The organism is Sporosarcina sp. So3-204 (assembly GCF_058068165.1).
Genome location: NZ_CM176485.1, coordinates 758,725 through 777,899 on the forward strand (window position 1 = coordinate 758,725; position 19,175 = coordinate 777,899).

18 protein-coding genes are annotated in these 19,175 nt (G+C 38.5%); 17 read left to right on the forward strand and 1 reads right to left on the reverse strand.

Annotated elements, in window-relative coordinates:
* Nucleotides 1-15: 15 nt before the first annotated feature.
* From AC3RV6_RS03600 to cccB, 10 genes are all read left to right on the forward strand, one after another.
* Nucleotides 16-807: an ABC transporter ATP-binding protein gene (locus tag AC3RV6_RS03600; protein WP_489748097.1), complete on the forward strand. Its 792-nt coding sequence runs from the start codon at nucleotides 16-18 to the stop codon at nucleotides 805-807.
* Between the two features lie 217 nt (nucleotides 808-1,024).
* A complete protein-coding gene (gene flaG, locus AC3RV6_RS03605) occupies nucleotides 1,025-1,402 on the forward strand; it encodes a flagellar protein FlaG (RefSeq protein WP_489748098.1) in 378 nt (125 codons plus the stop codon).
* A gap of 17 nt (nucleotides 1,403-1,419) precedes the next feature.
* On the forward strand, nucleotides 1,420-2,946 hold the full coding sequence (fliD, locus tag AC3RV6_RS03610; protein ID WP_489748099.1) for a flagellar filament capping protein FliD: 1,527 nt from the start codon (nucleotides 1,420-1,422) through the stop codon (nucleotides 2,944-2,946).
* A 37-nt stretch (nucleotides 2,947-2,983) separates the two neighbouring features.
* Entirely contained in the window at nucleotides 2,984-3,385 is a 402-nt protein-coding gene (gene fliS / locus AC3RV6_RS03615) for a flagellar export chaperone FliS (RefSeq protein WP_489748100.1), read from the forward strand.
* On the forward strand, nucleotides 3,382-3,735 hold the full coding sequence (gene fliT, locus AC3RV6_RS03620; protein ID WP_489748101.1) for a flagellar protein FliT: 354 nt from the start codon (nucleotides 3,382-3,384) through the stop codon (nucleotides 3,733-3,735). The genes fliS and fliT overlap by 4 nt, the downstream gene beginning before the upstream one ends.
* Before the next feature lie 157 nt (nucleotides 3,736-3,892).
* Nucleotides 3,893-4,264: a PilZ domain-containing protein gene (locus AC3RV6_RS03625; protein ID WP_489748102.1), complete on the forward strand. Its 372-nt coding sequence runs from the start codon at nucleotides 3,893-3,895 to the stop codon at nucleotides 4,262-4,264.
* A 138-nt stretch (nucleotides 4,265-4,402) separates the two neighbouring features.
* The gene (gene hpf / locus AC3RV6_RS03630; RefSeq protein ID WP_489748103.1) at nucleotides 4,403-4,966 is read left to right on the forward strand and encodes a ribosome hibernation-promoting factor, HPF/YfiA family; all 564 of its coding nucleotides are present in this window, start codon (nucleotides 4,403-4,405) and stop codon (nucleotides 4,964-4,966) included.
* 535 nt (nucleotides 4,967-5,501) lie between these two features.
* The gene (gene secA, locus AC3RV6_RS03635; RefSeq protein WP_489748104.1) at nucleotides 5,502-8,009 is read left to right on the forward strand and encodes a preprotein translocase subunit SecA; all 2,508 of its coding nucleotides are present in this window, start codon (nucleotides 5,502-5,504) and stop codon (nucleotides 8,007-8,009) included.
* Between the two features lie 277 nt (nucleotides 8,010-8,286).
* Nucleotides 8,287-9,388 (forward strand): peptide chain release factor 2 gene (gene prfB / locus AC3RV6_RS03640; RefSeq protein ID WP_489749176.1). Its coding sequence is split into 2 segments (ribosomal slippage): nucleotides 8,287-8,358 and nucleotides 8,360-9,388, totalling 1,101 coding nucleotides; the frame shifts between segments, so codons are not numbered across the junction.
* A 236-nt stretch (nucleotides 9,389-9,624) separates the two neighbouring features.
* Nucleotides 9,625-9,954 (forward strand): cytochrome c551, encoded by a 330-nt coding sequence (cccB, locus tag AC3RV6_RS03645; protein WP_489748105.1) that lies wholly within the window; start codon nucleotides 9,625-9,627, stop codon nucleotides 9,952-9,954.
* A gap of 72 nt (nucleotides 9,955-10,026) precedes the next feature.
* Here the strand turns inward: cccB and AC3RV6_RS03650 are convergent.
* Nucleotides 10,027-11,600, reverse strand: a protein-coding gene (locus tag AC3RV6_RS03650) for an IS3 family transposase (RefSeq protein ID WP_489748106.1) whose coding sequence is annotated in 2 segments (ribosomal slippage) — nucleotides 10,027-10,958 and nucleotides 10,958-11,600 — 1,575 coding nt in all. Because the reading frame shifts where the segments join, the coding sequence is not laid out codon by codon here.
* 236 nt (nucleotides 11,601-11,836) lie between these two features.
* On the opposite strand from AC3RV6_RS03650, the gene ftsE reads away from it, so the two are divergent.
* The 7 genes from ftsE (at nucleotide 11,837) to AC3RV6_RS03685 (ending at nucleotide 19,144) form a co-directional block, all read left to right on the forward strand.
* Nucleotides 11,837-12,523, forward strand: coding sequence for a cell division ATP-binding protein FtsE (gene ftsE, locus AC3RV6_RS03655; RefSeq protein ID WP_489748107.1), 687 nt, complete (start codon nucleotides 11,837-11,839; stop codon nucleotides 12,521-12,523).
* Entirely contained in the window at nucleotides 12,513-13,397 is an 885-nt protein-coding gene (gene ftsX / locus AC3RV6_RS03660; RefSeq protein WP_489748108.1) for a permease-like cell division protein FtsX, read from the forward strand. Before ftsE ends, ftsX begins: the two co-directional genes overlap by 11 nt.
* Nucleotides 13,398-13,441: 44 nt before the next feature.
* A complete protein-coding gene (locus AC3RV6_RS03665) occupies nucleotides 13,442-14,800 on the forward strand; it encodes a murein hydrolase activator EnvC family protein (RefSeq protein WP_489749177.1) in 1,359 nt (452 codons plus the stop codon).
* A 123-nt stretch (nucleotides 14,801-14,923) separates the two neighbouring features.
* Nucleotides 14,924-15,583 carry a hypothetical protein gene (locus AC3RV6_RS03670; RefSeq protein WP_489748109.1) on the forward strand — a complete coding sequence of 220 codons (660 nt, stop codon included), beginning with the start codon at nucleotides 14,924-14,926 and terminating at the stop codon, nucleotides 15,581-15,583.
* Nucleotides 15,576-16,142, forward strand: coding sequence for a peroxiredoxin family protein (locus AC3RV6_RS03675; protein WP_489748110.1), 567 nt, complete (start codon nucleotides 15,576-15,578; stop codon nucleotides 16,140-16,142). Before AC3RV6_RS03670 ends, AC3RV6_RS03675 begins: the two co-directional genes overlap by 8 nt.
* A 66-nt stretch (nucleotides 16,143-16,208) precedes the next feature.
* The gene (locus AC3RV6_RS03680; RefSeq protein ID WP_489748111.1) at nucleotides 16,209-17,636 is read left to right on the forward strand and encodes a S41 family peptidase; all 1,428 of its coding nucleotides are present in this window, start codon (nucleotides 16,209-16,211) and stop codon (nucleotides 17,634-17,636) included.
* Between the two features lie 338 nt (nucleotides 17,637-17,974).
* The gene (locus tag AC3RV6_RS03685; protein WP_489748112.1) at nucleotides 17,975-19,144 is read left to right on the forward strand and encodes a PDZ domain-containing protein; all 1,170 of its coding nucleotides are present in this window, start codon (nucleotides 17,975-17,977) and stop codon (nucleotides 19,142-19,144) included.
* The last annotated feature ends 31 nt before the right edge of the window (nucleotides 19,145-19,175 follow it).

The window sequence follows — 19,175 nt, forward strand, 5'->3', positions numbered from 1 at the left end:
TGAAGGATGATGATTATGCTTAGAGTTAACAATGTTGAAGCTGTTTACTCGAAAATAATTCTTGCTTTAAGGGGAATGTCGCTTCATGTCCCGGAAGGTAAAATTGTTGCTTTATTGGGTGCAAATGGCGCTGGCAAGTCGACAACCTTAAAAGCAATTTCGGGATTACTGTCGGGTGAAGATGGACAAATTACGGCCGGTACAATTGAATTTGAAGGTGAAAGTATAAAAGGTGTAACACCTGATTTGATTGTAAAGAACGGTATTTTCCAGTCAATGGAAGGAAGACGAGTTTTTAAGAATTTATCGGTGGAAGAAAACTTAATGGCAGGTGCTTACACTCGAAAAGATCGCAAAAACCTGAAAAAAGATATTGACAAGATCTATCTATATTTCCCGAAATTAAAAGCACTAGAACATCGGAAAGCAGGATTCCTATCTGGAGGAGAGCAACAGATGTTGGCTATTGGTAGGGGCATTATGGCAAAACCAAAGCTACTTCTTCTTGATGAACCTTCACTAGGAATTGCTCCTTTATTAGTGGAAGAAATATTTAAAAATATTAAACAGATTAATAAAGAGGAAGGTACTTCAATTTTAGTTGTGGAACAAAATGCGAATGTTGCCTTATCGATCGCTGATTACGGCTATATTATGGAGAATGGCCGTGTTGCGATGCAAGGCGATGTAGATTCCTTATTGTCCAACGAAGAAGTACGTGAACATTATTTAGGAATTGGTAAGGAAGGCGCCGTAAATTACAAAGAGAATAAAGTGTATAGGCGCCGTCAGAGAATTGTTTGGTAGTCTATCTCATTTACAGCATTCGCCCACTTTAGACATATACGTCTAAAGTGGGTTTTTAAGTTTTAAATTAATAAGTAAAGGTTTTGGAAACTAGCAGTTGTTTAATGATAGGTTATTGACAAATAGGTCGTTATTTATTAGTAAAGCTTAACTTAGATTTCAATAAGCCGATATAATTATTAATAGAAGCATTCTCAAGTACAAGGAGGTATTTGGTATGGTTGGTCTTGTGGACAGTACTACAATTACGGTTCAAGTGATTCGTTCTAGTGGGGCAAGTGCAATGGACAAGGAATTTCGTGAAGTCGCCCCGGTTCAAGGAGTGACGACAAAAGCAGAAAAAAACGCTGAAAATACTGAACGTATTATGCCCGCTGAGCAAGCGGTAGAGATGATAGACAGTATGAATAAGTTTTTGACAAGTGCTGATTCACAGTTGAAGTTCGTATTTCATAATGAGCTAAACGAGTACTATGTAACAATCGTTGATTCCAAGACAGATGAGGTCATTCGTGAAATACCCTCCAAAAAACTATTGGATATCCACGCGGCAATGCGAGAATTCGTGGGCTTACTAATAGACCGAAAAATTTAAGGAAGGCGTGAAGGATTATGAAAATTGGTGGATTGGCAAGTGGAATGAATACTGATGAGATTATTAGGGATTTGATTAAAGCACAAAGTATTCCCCTTGATAAAATTACACAAAAGAAACAGTATCTTGAATGGCAGTTAAATGATTATAGAAGTGTAAATAGGAACTTGCAATCGACAAGTGATAAACTATTTAATACAGTTATGATGGAAAGCTCTTTTATGGCGAAAAATGTGAATATCTCGAATCCGGATGCAGTAGGGATTAAAAGTATCAATGCTACATCTGAGTTTACGGGATCGATTTCTGTCAAACAGTTAGCCATACAAGGTACGTGGCAAAGTACGAAATCGAAATCAGGATTAGATGAGAATGAAAGCTCAAGCTTAGTTGAACTTGGTATAACAGGACCAAAAATTAATATTACAGCGCTTAATTCCAAAGGCGTGTTGGAATCAAAATCGGTTGATATAAATTCAACAGACACAATAAAGTCGTTGCTTGATAAAATAAATAAGAATACCGATGTCAATGCATTCTACGATTCACATAGTGGAAAGATTGCGATGACTGCAAAAAATAGTGGCGGAGGTCCGAATGCTGATCTGACAACAGGTGTGGGTGTTGCTCAAGATTTGATTGTAGTCGAAGGATTCAATGATGGTGGTAAAGCCGAGGCAGGCAAAAATTCCGTATTCACTTTCAATGGACTTGATACTCAACGCTCATCTAACACATTCCGAATTAGTGGATTTGAAATTAACTTGAAGCAAGTAACAGAAGCAGAAGCACCGGTTACATTTAACTCATCACCAGATACAGACAAAGTGCTAGACACGATCGTGAAATTCGTGAATGACTACAATAAAATGATTGAAGAATTGAACAAAAAGTTAGGTGAAGCAAAACACCGTGATTTTCAACCGCTCTCCGCTGAACAAAAAAAGGATATGAAAGAAAAAGAAATAGAGCAGTGGGAAGAGAAAGCAATGAGCGGAACGCTTCGAAACGATCCAGCAATTCAGAAGCTGTTATCAGGTATGCGTGCTGCGTTGAATGGATCGATTCCAGATCCAAAAAATCCGGATACAGATAATAATCCCGGGAAACTTTTTTTAAGTGACATCGGTATTACGACAGCTACAAACTGGCGGGATAACGGAAAGCTCATCATTGATGAAACAGCGCTTCGTAAAGCGATTACAGACGAACCAAATAAAGTCTATGAAATATTTGGTAAGTCGGGTGTAACGGGTGAAAATGGAAAGGTAGATAATACGAATGCCGGTCTTGCGGTTAGACTTCGTGCTGCTGTTGATGAAGGTGTCAAGTCGCTTTCTGCACGTGCAGGAAGTGTTGGTGATGTGAACGATAGATATACTTTAGGGCAATCAATGAAAGAAATGGACAACCAAATTAAACGTTTTCAAGAACGTTTAAAGACATCCGAAGACCGTTTATGGAAGCAATTCGCTGCGATGGAAATGTCAATACAAAGGTCGAACGCTCAGTCGGCACAGTTAATGAGTACATTTGGCAGCTGAATGTGATCAAACATAGCATTACAAAAGGAGATATTTTATGGCTATGAATAACCCATATGCAACATATCAAAATAACTCAGTAAATACATCGACACCGGGTGAGCTGACGCTTATGTTATATAACGGTTGTTTGAAATTTATTGTACAAGCAAAAAGAGCACTCGAAGATAATAAAATTGAAGAGAAAAATATAGCAATTAAAAAAGCGCAGGCCATTATTACTGAACTTATGCTGACACTGGACACTTCCATTCCTGTCGCTAAAAACATGCTCATTTTATACGAGTTTGCAAATAGTCGTTTAATTGATGGGAATATTAAAAATGATGTAGCTTTATTTGCAGAAGCTGCTGAAATCATTACAGAATTCCGAGATACTTGGAAGCAAGTAATCCAAATAAACCGACAAAAACAATATGCGAATGTAGAAAAAATATGATTCGAGCAGCACTAATTACATGGCGAAAAGCGACTGAAGGTTTACTTCTTGAAACTCAGAAGGTTGCTGAGGAAACGCGTGATGAGGCGATACAAAATATTGAATCGTTACTTGATGTGCGCGATGTCCTTCAGCCTGAAATACTAGCGCCGTTTACACCAGAAGAAGAACTTTATGGTAAGGAGTTAGTCATTTTGGAAGCGGAATTGCAGAAAAAAATAACCCTTTTTAATAATCAAATTCGGATGGACATTACAGAAGCTCAATCAAAAAAGGATCACATGAAAAACTATGTGAATCCTTATAGTAATGTTGCGCGTGATGGTACTTTTTATGATACGAAACAGTAAAATGTTCCGGAAGAGGAAGACTCTTCTGGAATTTTTATTGTGAAATAAACCATTCTAGATATGTAGGTCTGTGGATTTAATAATTGTTAATATATTCTGAATATTTGTGGTATAATTGGCAAAAGTAGTTATGTCATTAAAAATTGGAGGGCGGCAAATGCTCTACAAGCGAACTGAATATTTTCGGCATACTTTCGATGCGCCACTCGATGCGAGATTTCGAATTATCATGGCTGATGGTAAAGAATCTGGATTAGGTGATTGTTCACTTATGGATTTAAGTCCTGGCGGGGCTAAGCTTTATTCAAAATTTAATATTCCATTTCAAAAGGATGCTGTACATTTGCATATTGAATTTACTTTATATCAAGTTCAGATTGATGTAAGGGGTATAGTTATCTGGAAAGAACCATATCATGATGGATATACGTATGGTTATAAATTTGAGGAGGATTTAACGAAGGAGCAGCTCATTGTTCACGAGTTGAAATTGTTTCGAAAGATGGAAATTGAAAAAAAGAAAAAATAATTATTATATTTAAGAGTGCGATATGACAGCGTTTCGCTAAAATTCGACAATTTTTTTAAAAAATTAATGTTTCTTGAAGGACTTTTTAGGGCACGTATAGAAGTATACTTATAAGCTTTAATTAAAGGAGGAGTTCATATGTTGAATTACAACATCCGCGGTGAAAATTTAGAGGTAACTCCAGCGATTCGTGAACACGTTGAGAATAAAGTGAACAAGCTTGAAAAGTACTTTTCAGAAGGTGTTGACGCACCGGCAAATGTGAACTTAAAAGTGTATAATGATAAGCAAACAAAAGTGGAAATTACAATTCCGATGAAAAATTTAACACTACGTGCTGAAGAAAGTCATGATGATTTGTATGCAGCGGTTGATTTAATCGTCGATAAACTTGAAAGACAAATTCGTAAATATAAAACGAGAGTCAATCGTAAATTCCGTGAGCGTGAAGGTGTAGCTGCATTCTTCGCATCAGTTAATAAAGATGCAAGTCAAACTGCTACTGCGGTTGAAGAGGATGAAGAGTTCTCTGTAGTACGTACAAAAAACTTTGATTTAAAACCGATGGATGAAGAGGAAGCAATTCTACAAATGAACATGCTTGGACATAATTTCTTTATCTTTACAGACGGCGAGTCAAATGGCACGAATATTGTTTATAAGCGAAAAGATGGAAAATATGGTTTGATTGAAACGAATTAATCAAACGAATGAATAGATGGAACCTCCAAGTGGCTAGACCACTTGGAGGTTTTTTAACTTAATGGAAGAGAAATTTTGTGAGGCGTATTCGGCCAGATGTTGCGAAGTTTCAGTTGGACGTTGTGAAGTTCTCTTTTAACGTCGCATTGTTACCTGTCGATATTGAGAGGTTTGATCAAAATGTTACGAAGTGGACCAGATGTTGCAAAGTTTCAGCCGGACGTTGTGATGTTTCCTGTTAACGTTGCAAGTTACATGTTAATGTTGAGAGATTTGATTAAAACGTTGCATAGTTTCTTGTCTACGTTGAGAGGTTAGAGCAAGACGTTGCAAAGTTTCACCCACACGTTATGAAGTTTCCGTTAACCAGCCCAAACCGGTCCGAATATAGCCAGCTTCGGGTGAAATTCCACCAATATATTATGTACTTCTGAGGTCAAACTTTTAATTAAATTGAAAAAGTTGGTTGGTACATTTGCGCCGCGCATTTTGCAGTGTTAAAATAGTGAGTGAACTTAATGAGGATGTGACCTAGATGCTTGGTGTATTAACGAAAATATTTGATTCGAATAAACGGGATTTGAAGCGACTTGGACGAATCGCAGATCAAGTCGAGGCGCTTGCTTCGGATACAGAAAAACTTTCGGATGATGCCTTAAAGGCGAAGACGGATGAGTTTAAGCAACGCTATATCGACGGGGAGACACTTGATGACCTTCAAGTAGAGGCGTTTGCGGTTGTGCGTGAAGCGTCGCGTAGAGCGCTTGGTATGTATCCGTTCCGCGTTCAGCTTATCGGTGCTGCAGCTTTACACGAGGGTAATATCGCAGAGATGAAAACGGGTGAAGGTAAGACGTTGACATCTACTCTGGCGGTTTATTTAAATGGGCTTGCGGATAAAGGTGTCCATGTTGTTACGGTAAACGAATATCTTGCCAGTCGTGATGCGGCTGAAATGGGCGAACTTTTTGAATTTCTCGGTTTTACAGTCGGGCTAAATTTGAATAGTATGTCCAAAGAAGAAAAACGTGAAGCGTATGAAGCAGATGTTACTTATAGTACGAATAACGAACTTGGATTCGATTATTTACGCGACAATATGGTGCTTTACAGTGAACATAAAGTACAGCGCCCGCTATTTTTTGGCGTCATTGATGAAGTTGACTCGATTTTAGTTGATGAAGCGCGTACGCCGTTAATTATTTCTGGGCAAGCAGCTAAGGCAGCAAATTTATATCGATTGGCGAATCAATTTATTCAGACGTTGAAAAAAGAAGAAGACTACACATATGATGAGTCGACAAAAGGTGTAACGCTTACTGAAAGCGGTGTTGAAAAAGCTGAGAAAGCGTTTAGCATTGATAACTTATTCGATTTGGACCATGTGACACTTCTTCACGGGATTAATCAGGCGATGAAAGCACATGCTAGTATGCATATCGATGTTGATTATGTTGTTGAAGAGGGCGATGTAGTCATTGTCGATTCATTTACGGGTCGACTTATGAAAGGTCGTCGTTATAGTGAAGGGCTTCACCAGGCGATTGAAGCGAAGGAAGGTCTGGAAGTTCAGAACGAGTCGATGACACTTGCGACGATTACATTCCAAAACTATTTCCGAAGATATGAAAAGTTATCAGGAATGACTGGTACAGCTAAAACTGAAGAAGAGGAATTCCGTAATATTTATAATATGAATGTTATTGAAATTCCGACGAATCGACCAATTACAAGAGATGACCACGCAGATTTAATTTATTCCTCAATGGAAGGTAAATACAGAGCCGTTGCGGAAGATATTAAAGAGCGTAATGCCAAGGGGCAACCAGTTCTTGTTGGTACTGTTGCGATTGAGACGTCTGAGATAATTTCTAAGTATTTGACAAAATTCGGCGTCGAACATAATGTTTTGAATGCGAAAAACCATGGTCGAGAAGCGGAAATTATTTTGGGTGCTGGACAAAAAGGTTCAGTCACAATCGCTACGAATATGGCTGGACGTGGTACGGATATTAAACTCGGTGAAGGTGTTATTGAGACGGGTGGACTTGCGGTTCTTGGAACAGAGCGTCATGAGTCACGAAGAATCGATAATCAGTTACGTGGTCGTTCGGGTCGTCAAGGAGATCCAGGGGTTACGCAGTTTTATTTATCGCTTGAGGATGAGTTAATGCGTCGTTTTGGTTCTGACCAGATGAAATCAATGATGGAGAAACTAGGCATGGATGATACGACGCCGATACAGTCTAAAATGGTATCGCGCTCAGTTGAATCCGCTCAGAAACGTGTTGAAGGTAATAACTTTGATGCGCGGAAACGTTTGCTCCAGTATGATGATGTACTTCGTCAACAACGTGAAATCATCTATAAAGAACGAAATGATGTTCTTGAATCTGAAAATATCCGTGGTATTGTTGAAAGAATGTTGACGGATGTTATTGAACGAACAGTTGCTATGCATACGACAGAAGAAAATGCTGACAACTGGAACTTTAAAGGTCTTGAAGATTTTATCGGTGCCAATTTACTGCCTGAAGGACGCTTAACAAAAGCAGATTTTGAAGGTAAAAATGCTGAGGAATTAACAGTGCTCATTCAAGATGCTGTAACTGCGCGTTACGATGAAAAAGAAGCGGAAATGACGGAAGAGCGCATGCGCGAATTCGAAAAAGTCATCATACTCCGTGCAATTGATTCGAAATGGACAGATCATATCGATGCCATGGACCAACTTCGTCACGGTATTCATTTACGTGCATATGGACAAACGGATCCACTCCGGGAATACCAGTCGGAAGGATTTGCGATGTTCGAAGAGATGGTATTGTCAATCGAGAATGATACAGCAAGATATGCCATGAAGGCAGAAATTCGTAACAATCTAGAACGTGAAGAGGTTGTCAAAGGTCAGGCAGTTAATCCGCAAGAAGAAGGCGAAAAAGTTAAGAAGAAACCCGTGCGTCGTGCAGTAAGCGTTGGAAGAAATGATCCATGTACTTGCGGTAGCGGTAAGAAATTCAAGAATTGTCACGGTCGTAGTTAAGTAACTATATATGTTGAACTTAAGGTCTTAACCAATATATTAGTTGTTTGGAGCGGAAAGTGGCGACTCCTGAGGGAATAGTGAAGATTGAAGACCCCGCAGGCGCGAAGCGACGAGGAGGCTGAGATCGAGCCCCTAGGAAAGCGTCCACCAAAGCGGGACTTCGAAAGTACGGAAGCCCTATTCGAAGCGGAAAACAACGGTGTACATTATGCAATACTGTTTATTTCAACTTATAAAAATTAAAAGCAACCCATTTCAGGAGGAAATTATAATGATAGAACTATCCAACGTACGTAACGATCTCGACACTTCAGCTAAGAAATTAGTGGACTTTAGGGGGTCTCTTTGACTTAGAGAACAAAGAGGCACGAATCCAAGAATTAGATGAAGTAATGGCAGATCCAGGATTTTGGAATGACCAAAATGCGGCTCAAATAGTGATTTCTGAATCTAATGCACTAAAAGATGTTGTTGAAAACTTTAAAGAAATGACAGATCAGCAGGAAGATTTAGAAATGACGCTAGAGCTGTTAAAAGAAGAATTTGATGAAGAAATGCAAGAAGAACTTGGTGCGGATTTAAAAACTTTTAAGAAGAAACTTGAAGCATTTGACCTTCAAATGCTATTAAGTGGAGAGTTTGACAAACACAATGCTGTTCTCGAAATTCATTCTGGTGCTGGTGGAACTGAATCACAGGACTGGGCTTCAATGATTTTAAGAATGTACACGCGTTGGTCAGAAGATCAAGGCTTCAAAGTGGAGACGCTTGATTATCAGGCTGGAGACGAAGCGGGCGTAAAGTCGGTGACATTGGCGATTAAAGGGCATAATGCTTACGGTTATTTAAAAGCTGAAAAAGGCGTTCACAGACTCGTTAGAATCTCTCCATTCGATTCATCAGGCCGTCGTCATACGTCATTTTCTTCAGTTGAAGTAATGCCAGAATTTGATGGAGATATCGATATTGAGATTCGTACAGAAGATTTAAAAATCGACACATATCGTTCAAGTGGTTCGGGTGGTCAACACGTTAACGTAACTGACTCAGCTGTACGTATTACGCATTTACCTACAAATGCAGTCGTTACATGTCAAACAGAACGGTCGCAGATTAAAAACCGTGAACGTGCGATGAATCTTCTAAGATCAAAATTGTATAAAATTAAAGTTGAAGAAGAAGAAGCGCGTTTACTTGAGATTCGTGGAGATCAAAAAGAAATTGGTTGGGGCAGTCAGATACGTTCATATGTATTCCATCCCTATTCAATGGTTAAAGATCACCGAACAGATGCTGAAACTGGAAATGTGAGTGCAGTAATGGACGGAGATATCGACTTGTTTATTAATGCATATTTACGTTCACAGATTTCTTAAAAGGTTTATTAAAGAGATAAATGGTGTATATAGTTATTAATGTATGCTATTTTTCGATATTGGGTTAATTTTGATGGGAAAATTCGACAAAGTCTGCAAAGAACGATGTTGATAACAGAATAATTGGCATTTATCCCTAAAATTGACACAATGAGGTTTGCGTTAAAGGGTTCAAAAGTGTGTTGTTTTGGTATACTAAATGTGTAGCATATTAATGAGACGAAGGAGGTAATATTTTGAAGAAAACATTACTCGCTTTAGTATTCGGTGCAGTGCTTGTACTTGGAGCATGTGGCGGCGGAGATAAAGCAAAAGACGAAGGTACAACTACAGGTAGCGAAACTGCTTCAGTTGATGCAGAAAAAATCGTTAACAACAAGTGTATCTCATGTCATGGTGGAAACCTTGAAGGCGGAGCTGGTCCAGCTTTAGATAAAGTTGGCGGTCACCTATCTGAAAGTGAAATCCACGATGTAATCATTAATGGTCAAGGTGGAATGCCTGCAAAAGTAATTGAAGGCGAAGAAGCTGACGCTGTTGCTAAATGGTTATCTGAAAAGAAATAATAGAATATAAAAAACGTCACCGGTATTTGAACTGCTCCCTGTCAAGTAGACAGTGGAAATAATAAAAAATCGTTAAGCGGCTTGAGCTCTGTATTCTAAAGGGCTTAAGCCGTTTAATCGTTTTTGGTAACGACTTGTATTATAGAAGTGAATATACAAGGCGATGGCCTCTTCCAAATCCCTGTAAGTATGAAACTTGCTCAAATAATACATTTCACATTTCAAAGAACCCCAAAACCCTTCGATTGGCGCATTATCTAGACAACGACCAGGACGTGACATGCTATGGGTCATATTTGCCTTTTCTGTTGTTCGTTTAAAACCTTTTGATGTGTACTGATAACCACGATCGCTATGAATGAGTGGACGTGCCCCAAACGGCAGTCCCTGAATGGCTGGTTTTATCGTCTCAAACACGAGTGGATTATTATTCGAGCGACCAAATCGATAGCTAACGATTGATCCATCATACAAATCAATAATCGCACTCAAATAAGCCTTTTTCCCAACGCCATATTTGAATTCCGTCACATCCGTACACCATTTTTCGTTTGGCTTGTCTGCTTTAAATTCACGATTCAATAGATTGTCTGCGACATGATCAGCCTTTGTTTTACGATAACCTTTTCGTTTTCGGCGAATCACCGACTGTAAATTATGTGTAGACATAATTCGGTAAATGCGCTTCTCATTAATTAGGGGTTGATTAGCCAATGCCCGATAACGATTAATCGTTAACGTCACACGACGATAGCCATATATGCCTTTTACTTGTTGCGCAAGTAATTGAATCCCGACCCATAGACGGTCATTTTCCAGCTCCCTCGCTGGAGCTGTTCGATGAAGCCATTTATAGTACGCAGCACGCGAAACATCCGCGATTTCGCAAAGTAAACTGATTGCCAGCCGTGCTTCTTTATGCAGCTCTTGAATCGCTAGATAGCGCTGTTGTAATCGGATTTGACTTAGCGATGCCTCCTTTCGATTTCCTCTAACTTTTTTAAAAATAGATTTTCCCCGCGTAATCGTTCATTTTCACGCTCAATTCGTTTGATTTCTACTTGTAGTTTTTCTTCCGCTGTTAACTCAATTACTTCTTTGGTACGTCCACGGCGATCTTGTAAACCAGCTTCACCAACGGCTTCAAATTTCTTTACCCATTGGTAAGTCTGTTGGTACGAAACTCCGTATGTTTCGGATGTTACTTGATAATTTTTCTGATGTCTTAAACAATGATCAACAATTTGGATACGTTCTTCAAGAGTTGTTTTTCTTCCCTTAGTCATAGTTCGGCTCCTTCCTTTACCCGAATCTTTTACCTCACTATGACTAGTATACTTTTTTACCCATGCTCTTAAAACAGAACCATCGCTAATATTATACTTTTCCAAAACCTCAATAAGCGTAAAGTCATTGGATAGAAGGTCTTCAACTGCGTACATCTTCAATTCTTTCGAATATTTTTTCCAAGTAGTCGACTCGATTAGCCCATCCAATCCATCTTGATCAAATTTCATCCTCCATCGATGAATCGTGCTTTTAGTGACAGAGAACTTTTCACATAATTCTCTTTGAGAATAGTCCCCTTCATTTAACAGCTGAAGAACTTGTAGTTTCACTTCAACGGAATGTTTACTTCTGGCCATAAAAAATACTCCCCTTAGGTCAACAGATTTTATTTTTTAATCTGTCTACCTTATGGGGAGCATATCAATTTAACTGGTGGCGTTTTTTATATGCAGTTTTTATAAAAAGGGTATTATTCCCTTAATGTCATGAAGTTAATCAAATGAAATGTAACTGTAATAAAAGGTTTAGCAAAACGTGCTATAATAATATTGTTGAAAGATAGCAGATCTATTAATATTCAGGTGGTTATAATATGATTGTGATGAAAAATGTTTATAAGAAGTACCCGAACGGTGTCGTTGCGTCGCATGGCATTAATATAGAAATTGAACGTGGTGAATTCGTATTTGTGGTCGGACCAAGTGGAGCTGGTAAGTCTACATTTATTAAAATGATGTACCGAGAAGAAAAACCAACAAGCGGTGATATTATCATTAACGGTATTAATTTGTCGACGCTACGCAATAAACGTGTTCCTTTTCTACGTAGGAAAATCGGTGTTGTGTTTCAAGACTTTAAACTCTTACCAATGTTAAATGTATATGAAAATATAGCATTTGCTTTAGAAGTAATTGAAGAAACACCAACTGAGATTAGAAAAAAAGTGAATGAAGTTCTTGCACTTGTAGGGCTAACACAGAAGGCGCGAATGTTTCCAAACGAATTATCGGGAGGAGAACAACAACGTGTCTCTATTGCGCGGTCTATTGTAAACTTTCCTCCAGTTGTTATTGCTGACGAGCCTACAGGAAACCTTGACCCAGAAACGTCTTGGGAAATAATGAAAGTTCTAGAAGAGATAAACTCACGTGGTACAACGATTGTAATGGCTACGCATAATAAAGAAATTGTAAATACGCTTAGACATCGTGTTATAGCAATTGAAGGCGGATTAATCACCCGGGATGAGTACGGAGGTGATTACGGCTATGAAAGCTAGAACGTTAGGGCGTCATATAAGAGAAAGTTTGAAAAGTTTGGGGCGTAACAGCTGGATGACTTTTGCATCTGCTAGTGCCGTTACCGTAACACTTTTACTAGTCGGTGTGTTTATCGTTATCATGATGAACTTAAATAATACCGCAGACAATATCGAAAAAGATGTAGAAATAAAGGTTCATGTCGATCTTGCAGCGGATGATGCCATGGTCAAGGTTTTAGAACAAGAAATCCGAAATACGCCCGGTGTTAAAGAAGTTAAGTTTTCTCCCAAATCAGAAGAACTTGACAAAATGATTAAAGGTTTAGGTGATGAGCTTAATTTATATAAACAGGATAATCCGCTCCGCCATGCATTTTATGTAAAAGCCGCTGTACCGCAACAAACCGAAGCTATTGCTAAAAAGATTGATACATATGACTATTCTTTCAAAGTTATATACGGTGAAGGTAAAATTGAGAAGTTATTTAATCTATTGAATACTGGTCGTAATGTAGGACTCGTTCTAATTGTGGCTTTGTTATTTACGGCGATGTTCCTAATATCAAACACGATACGTATTACAATTGTTGCACGTAGGAAAGAAATTGAAATTATGAAGCTTGTTGGAGCGACAAATAACTTTGTTCGTATTCCATTCCTTCTTGAAGGTGTGTGGCTGGGTATTTTAGGTGCAATTCTACCAATGCTAATAATTTCAATATCTTATTATAAGTTATTTGATGTACTTAGTCCTAAGCTTGATGGCGAAGTATTTCAATTGCTTCCAGTGATGCCTTTTATATTGCAGTTAAACGGATTGCTTTTATTTATGGGGGTATTTATCGGTATATGGGGTAGTTTTATGTCAGTTCGAAAGTTTTTGAAAGTATAAAAAAGAGATATGTATAAGTTTAAGGGGGAAATTACAAGTTGAGAATGAATAAATTGATGATTTCCAGTTTTCTAGCTATATTCCTGTTATCTACAGTTGTAGCTAGTCCTGGAGTTTTAGCAAGTTCATTAAAAGACTTGCAACAAGAAAAACAAATGATAGATCAAAAGAAAAATGAATTGAGTAATAGTATTCAGAAAAAAGAAGTTGAGTTGACTACGAATAAAACAAAAGTCGAAACGATTACAGAGCAAATTGAAGCTCTGAACGCTAAAGTTGCCGAAACGACTGAGAATATTCACCGCGTTGAAGCAGAAATTGCGCAAACGACTGAAGAAGTTAATGCTTTACACGTTTCTATCGATGATTTAGAGACTAAAATTGCTGAACGTGATGTCGTTTTACGTGACCGGGTTCGTGCAATGCAAGTCAGCGGGGGGTCTGTTAGTTATTTAGACGTCCTTCTTAGAGCGAATAGTTTTTCTGACTTCATTGACCGTTTCTCTGCTGTTACGACATTATTGGATGCCGATCGTTCTATAATGAAGCAACAGGCAGAAGATGTTGCACAACTTGAAGTAGAAAAAGCACTTGTTGAAGAGAAATTAGCAGAGCAAGAAGTTAAAAAAAATGAATTAGTAGGGTTAAAGAATTCATTAGAATCACAGAAGCAACAAAAAGATGTGCTAGTAAGTGAGCTTGAAGAAGAACAGAGAAAATTAAGTGCAGAGAAAACCAATCTTGAAGTTACTTATGATGAAGCTCATGAGATTAGTAATGAGTTAGAATCAGAGATTGTTTCTGAGCAAAAAAGAATTGCTGAAATTGCTCGAAAAGCAGCCGATGAGCGTAAGCGTCAAGCAGCGTTAGCGGCGGCAGCGGCAGCAGTGAAGTCTCAAAATAATAGTTCTTCAAATTCATCATCAGGTTCATCATCAGGCTCATCGGCAGGTTCTTCAGGTGGAGGAGTTGCACCTTCAGTTTCAAGTGGTAACTGGACAAGACCTGCAAATGGACGTAGTACATCAAGTTTTGGATGGCGTATACATCCAATAACTGGTGTGAGTAAACAACATCGCGGTTCTGACATTGCGAATTCAGTAGGAACGCCTATTGTTGCAGCAGGAGACGGAGTTGTGTCACGTGCGCAATTTCATAGTTCTTATGGTAACCACGTTATGATTACACATGTTATCGATGGTCAAACGTATACGACTTTATATGCGCATATGTCTAGCCTTTCAGTAAGTGCAGGTCAACATGTAAGCAAAGGTCAACTTATTGGTAAGATGGGTAGTACGGGTAGCTCAACAGGACCTCATTTACATTTTGAATTTCATATTGGCTATTACTCGGGTTATGGTCCAAGTGCCGTAAATCCAAGTAACTATGTTCCAATGTAAAAATAAGTGAAAGGCCCACTTCGGAGACGATTGGGCCTTTTTTTTTATGGGCAAAAATGTAGCATTCATGTTAGCATTTAGGTAAGATGCAGTAGCGTAAGGTATGTAAAGGGGTCGTATAATATGTTGGTCACTGAGTTTTTTACGATTGGTAAGATGGCCTTGCCCTCGTCTTGGATAGCACTAATTATAGCGCTAATCGTAACGTATATTGTTTTGAGGGTCAGATATGGAAAGAGAATCTCAGAAGTTTTTTCGGATGCACTATTTTATTTTTTAATAGTATGGAAATTTAGTTATATTTTAACGGATTTTAGTAGTGTCATAAAGTTGCCATTATCTATTATTTATTTCCATGGTGGACTTGTTGGCTTTTATTTAGGGGTACTTACTGCTTGTGTAAGAGTGTTAATTGAGCAGAAGAAAAAAGGTTTAACACAAATGGATCGGATAGCACTTTTTACTGGGGTTGTCTTTGTTCAAGTTGTTTATCAAGTAATGATGGTTTTGTTGAATGAAGGTGAATTGATTACACAAATTGTAACTATTATTGGCTTTACAATATTTGCTCTATTCACTTGGATCTCATTGGCAAAAGAGAAAATTTCACCTATACAATTTGCTTTATTATTTATGGCTTTGCATTTTTTTATAGCTGCTTTTCAACCAGCTGGTATTTTTGATACACCAGTGATTTCAACTTTTGTTCTAAGTTTATTTATAGTGATTTTCTTATTTAGAAGTGATGATATGGAAACAGGATTGGAGGATTATAGTGAGTAAAAAAACAATAGGGTTATTGATTACAGTTTTAGTAGTTGGTGCAATGATTGTATTAACAGTGAAATCAAATATTGAGAAAGCTGCACCAATAACAGGAAGCGGTGAAAATATTACTGAAGATGTTGGTTTGGAAAAAGGTAAACTTCCACCGGATTTTGAACTAACAACACTATCTGGAGATATCGTTAAGTTATCTGATTATAAAGGGAAAAAAGTGATGCTTAATTTCTGGGCATCTTGGTGTGGCCCTTGTAAGGCGGAAATGCCGCATATGCAAAATTATTATAAAAGTAAAGCGGAAGCTGATAATGTTGAAATCCTTGCGGTAAATATGACACGTCAAGAAAGAAAAGGGATGGAAGGAATTGAACAATTTGTTGATGCACATGGCCTAACATTTCCGATTCCTTTAGATGAAGACGGAGCAGTCATGGATAATTATCAAATCATCGCTATTCCGACAACCTACTTATTAAATACGGATGGTACAATTGGACAGAAGTTTACGCAAGCGATTGATGAAAAAACGTTAAAAGGGTTAATTGAAAATCTCCACTAATAGAAGCCGGCTTTGCTGTCGTAATGTTCATAACTCGTTCATATAGTGGATTGAGGAGGGAGTATTATGCGTAAAGGCCGGTTTTTTCTATTCATTATAATCATCATTGCAGCAGTTGCAGTTTTCTGGGGATTTGATGGGTGGAAAGAGAAAAAGTCTGTGAATACACCTACAACAATAGGTGTTATCGATGAGACGTTGGAAATTATTAAAGAGAAGGGTGTTTATCCGGTTGATGGAGACATGCTCGTAGAGGGCGCGCTTCGAGGTATGGCAGATGCGATTGGTGATAAGTATTCTACGTATTTTACGAAGGAAGAAGCTGCTGCACATAGAGAGTCGCTTGCGAGTGAGCGAATTGGAATTGGTGCGGAGATTACGAGATCAAATGGTAAGTTCATCATTGTTGCGCCAATAAAGAAATCGCCTGCGGACAAGGCGGGACTCTTGCCATATGATGAAATTGTCCGGATTGACGGGGAAGCGTTGGACGAGGATACACTTGGCGATGTCGTGAAGCGAATAAAGGGCAAAAAAGGAACGGAAGTAACGATGACCATCTACAGGCCTGAATTAAATAAGCATATTGAGCTTTCGATTATGCGTGAAGCGATTGCTGTAAAAACGGTATCGGGTGAATTAATGAAGGAAAAAGAGCGGAATATCGGTTACATATCGATTACGACGTTCGGAGAAGATACGGCGAAGGAATGGGCGAAAGTTACTGATAAACTGCTAAGTGAAGGTGCAGAGGCGTTGGTAGTTGATGTCAGAGGTAACCCGGGTGGTTATTTGAGTAGTGTAGGAGATATTGCAGGAAGTTTATTGGGGGATGACACGGTCTATGCTTTCATGCAAACTGCTGATGGAGCAATGACACCATTAGTTGTTGAACCACCTGAAGATTTTCTTTGTGATGCAAGATTAACGACTATTCCGCTCGTTTTATTACAAGATATAGGAAGTGCGTCCGCAAGTGAAGTGTTAAGTGGTGCGATACAAGATCTAAAAAGAGGTTCTATTGCGGGTGTGCAAAGTTTTGGGAAAGGAACTGTTCAAGAGACAATTGAGTTATCTAATGGTGGCGAAGTGAAGTTGTCGACAAATAAATGGTTAACGCCTAAAGAAACATGGATTCACGGAAAAGGGGTTAAGCCTGATTTGGAAGTAGTGCAAAATGAGTTATTCAATGAGCATATCAGAATTGTAACGGCTAAGTATAAAGCGGGAGATTTTAATGAAGATGTAGCTTATGGTCAAAGGTTATTACAAGCACTTGGTTATAGTATTGAGCGTGATGATGGATTTTTTGATAAATCAACGGCCAGTGCTGTTCAAGCTTACCGTGTGGAGGCTAAAATTGGCGGTAAAAATGAGATGGATGTAAAGTTTTTTGCGGCGCTGAAAGATCAAGTTGAAAAGTATCGGGATAGCCCAGAAAATGACAAGCAGCTGCGTATGGGAGTAGATTATTTAGTTCATTTATTGAAGTAGGGGTAATTTTTTAATTTTGGAGTGTTCGTTGATTTTATCATCGGACACTTTTTTCTATTAGGAGTAAAGGCCCGTTTTGCTGATATAAGTATGATGAGCGTCGATATAACTCTCCAACTGTCCGATATAAGTGTCGAAAGCGCCGATATAACTCCCCAACTGTCCGATATAAGTGGCAAATGCGCTGATATAATGAATTTAATCATTCGTGTCATAGCAGTTGGACTGACATTCCGTAATATAAGATTGAAAATAATGTATATCGATTCGCCATATGTATCTATTGTTTGTTACAATAGAGTGAAATAATGTAGTGGTGAATGGGATGGTGACGGTTAGTGATTGAAAATGGCTTATTTGACGCGTTGAAGGCAATTATGTTCTTTTTTCTAAATCCACTCTTTTTAACCGCGCTTATCGTTGCAGTTATTCTAGGGTATTTCAGGGTGAAGCGTGAACGTAGAAGTTTTAGAGTTCGTTTATTACCAGGATTTACTGAGTTAAGAAGGCTTATATCCGAGTCATGGATGTACGCGCTTGTGTTATCTATCGTCATTTCTGGAGTTGGTCTTATTGTTGATCCGGGTTGGCTTGTTCTTTTTGGTGTTATGACATTTATAGGCGTATTAACGTTTTATTATAAAATGATGTCACCAATTTATTTTTCGGCTGTTGCTTTTTTTGTACTATTTTTAATGAATCATTATGGAGTTATGTTTTCATATCGCGGATGGTCATTGGAACAAGTTGATTTGTATGGAGATTTATCAATTACAATAGCGGTTATAGCGGGGCTATTGCTTATTACGGAAGGCCTTTTAATAAGCCGTTTTGGCGCTAGGGATTCATCGCCTTTCTTAATGGAAACGAAGCGTGGATTAAAAGCAGCTGTATATAAATCGAAGCGTTTATGGTTGTTACCTGTATTATTTCTTGTTCCGGGAGATATGGTTTCAGCATATGTTCCGTATTGGCCACAATTTATGCTTGGAGAAACATCTTTTTCATTCATTCCTGTCCCCATTTTAATAGGCTTCTCACAACTGACAAAATCGATGTATCCAGATGTTATCATTCCTAAAATAGGACGACGTATCGTACTACTGGGCGCTGTCGTGGTTATTGTTGGTATTTTAGCACTGTGGATGCCGGTACTTGGTTGGACAGCACTTATAATCGGCTTAGTATGTCGTGCTTTAATTTCCATCGTTGTGTCTGTTCAGGATCGAACTGACGGATTTGTTACTTCTCCTCGTTCAATGGGCGTTGTAATAGCTGGTGTGCTTCCTGATTCGCCGGGTGAAAAGATGGGGCTTGTTTCAGGAGAATGTATTCGTTCGGTTAATGGACAAGAAGTTCATAATGAAAAGGAATTATACGATGCGATACAAATAAATGCTGCACATTGTCGTTTGCAGGTACTAGGAAGAGACGGTGAAGTGCGGCTCATGCAACAAGTTATTTATAGACATGATCATCATCGTCTAGGTCTACTCGTCGTACAGTAAGATTAAGTTTGATTTTGAAAGGGTTGAGTAG

Coding starts and splice junctions, on each gene's coding strand:
- AC3RV6_RS03600 (WP_489748097.1), top strand. CDS start 16: ATGCTTAGAGTTAACAATGTTGAAGCTGTTTACTCGAAAATAATTCTT.
- flaG (WP_489748098.1), top strand. CDS start 1,025: ATGGTTGGTCTTGTGGACAGTACTACAATTACGGTTCAAGTGATTCGT.
- fliD (WP_489748099.1), top strand. CDS start 1,420: ATGAAAATTGGTGGATTGGCAAGTGGAATGAATACTGATGAGATTATT.
- fliS (WP_489748100.1), top strand. CDS start 2,984: ATGGCTATGAATAACCCATATGCAACATATCAAAATAACTCAGTAAAT.
- fliT (WP_489748101.1), top strand. CDS start 3,382: ATGATTCGAGCAGCACTAATTACATGGCGAAAAGCGACTGAAGGTTTA.
- AC3RV6_RS03625 (WP_489748102.1), top strand. CDS start 3,893: ATGCTCTACAAGCGAACTGAATATTTTCGGCATACTTTCGATGCGCCA.
- hpf (WP_489748103.1), top strand. CDS start 4,403: ATGTTGAATTACAACATCCGCGGTGAAAATTTAGAGGTAACTCCAGCG.
- secA (WP_489748104.1), top strand. CDS start 5,502: ATGCTTGGTGTATTAACGAAAATATTTGATTCGAATAAACGGGATTTG.
- ftsE (WP_489748107.1), top strand. CDS start 11,837: ATGATTGTGATGAAAAATGTTTATAAGAAGTACCCGAACGGTGTCGTT.
- ftsX (WP_489748108.1), top strand. CDS start 12,513: ATGAAAGCTAGAACGTTAGGGCGTCATATAAGAGAAAGTTTGAAAAGT.
- AC3RV6_RS03665 (WP_489749177.1), top strand. CDS start 13,442: ATGAATAAATTGATGATTTCCAGTTTTCTAGCTATATTCCTGTTATCT.
- AC3RV6_RS03670 (WP_489748109.1), top strand. CDS start 14,924: ATGTTGGTCACTGAGTTTTTTACGATTGGTAAGATGGCCTTGCCCTCG.
- AC3RV6_RS03680 (WP_489748111.1), top strand. CDS start 16,209: ATGCGTAAAGGCCGGTTTTTTCTATTCATTATAATCATCATTGCAGCA.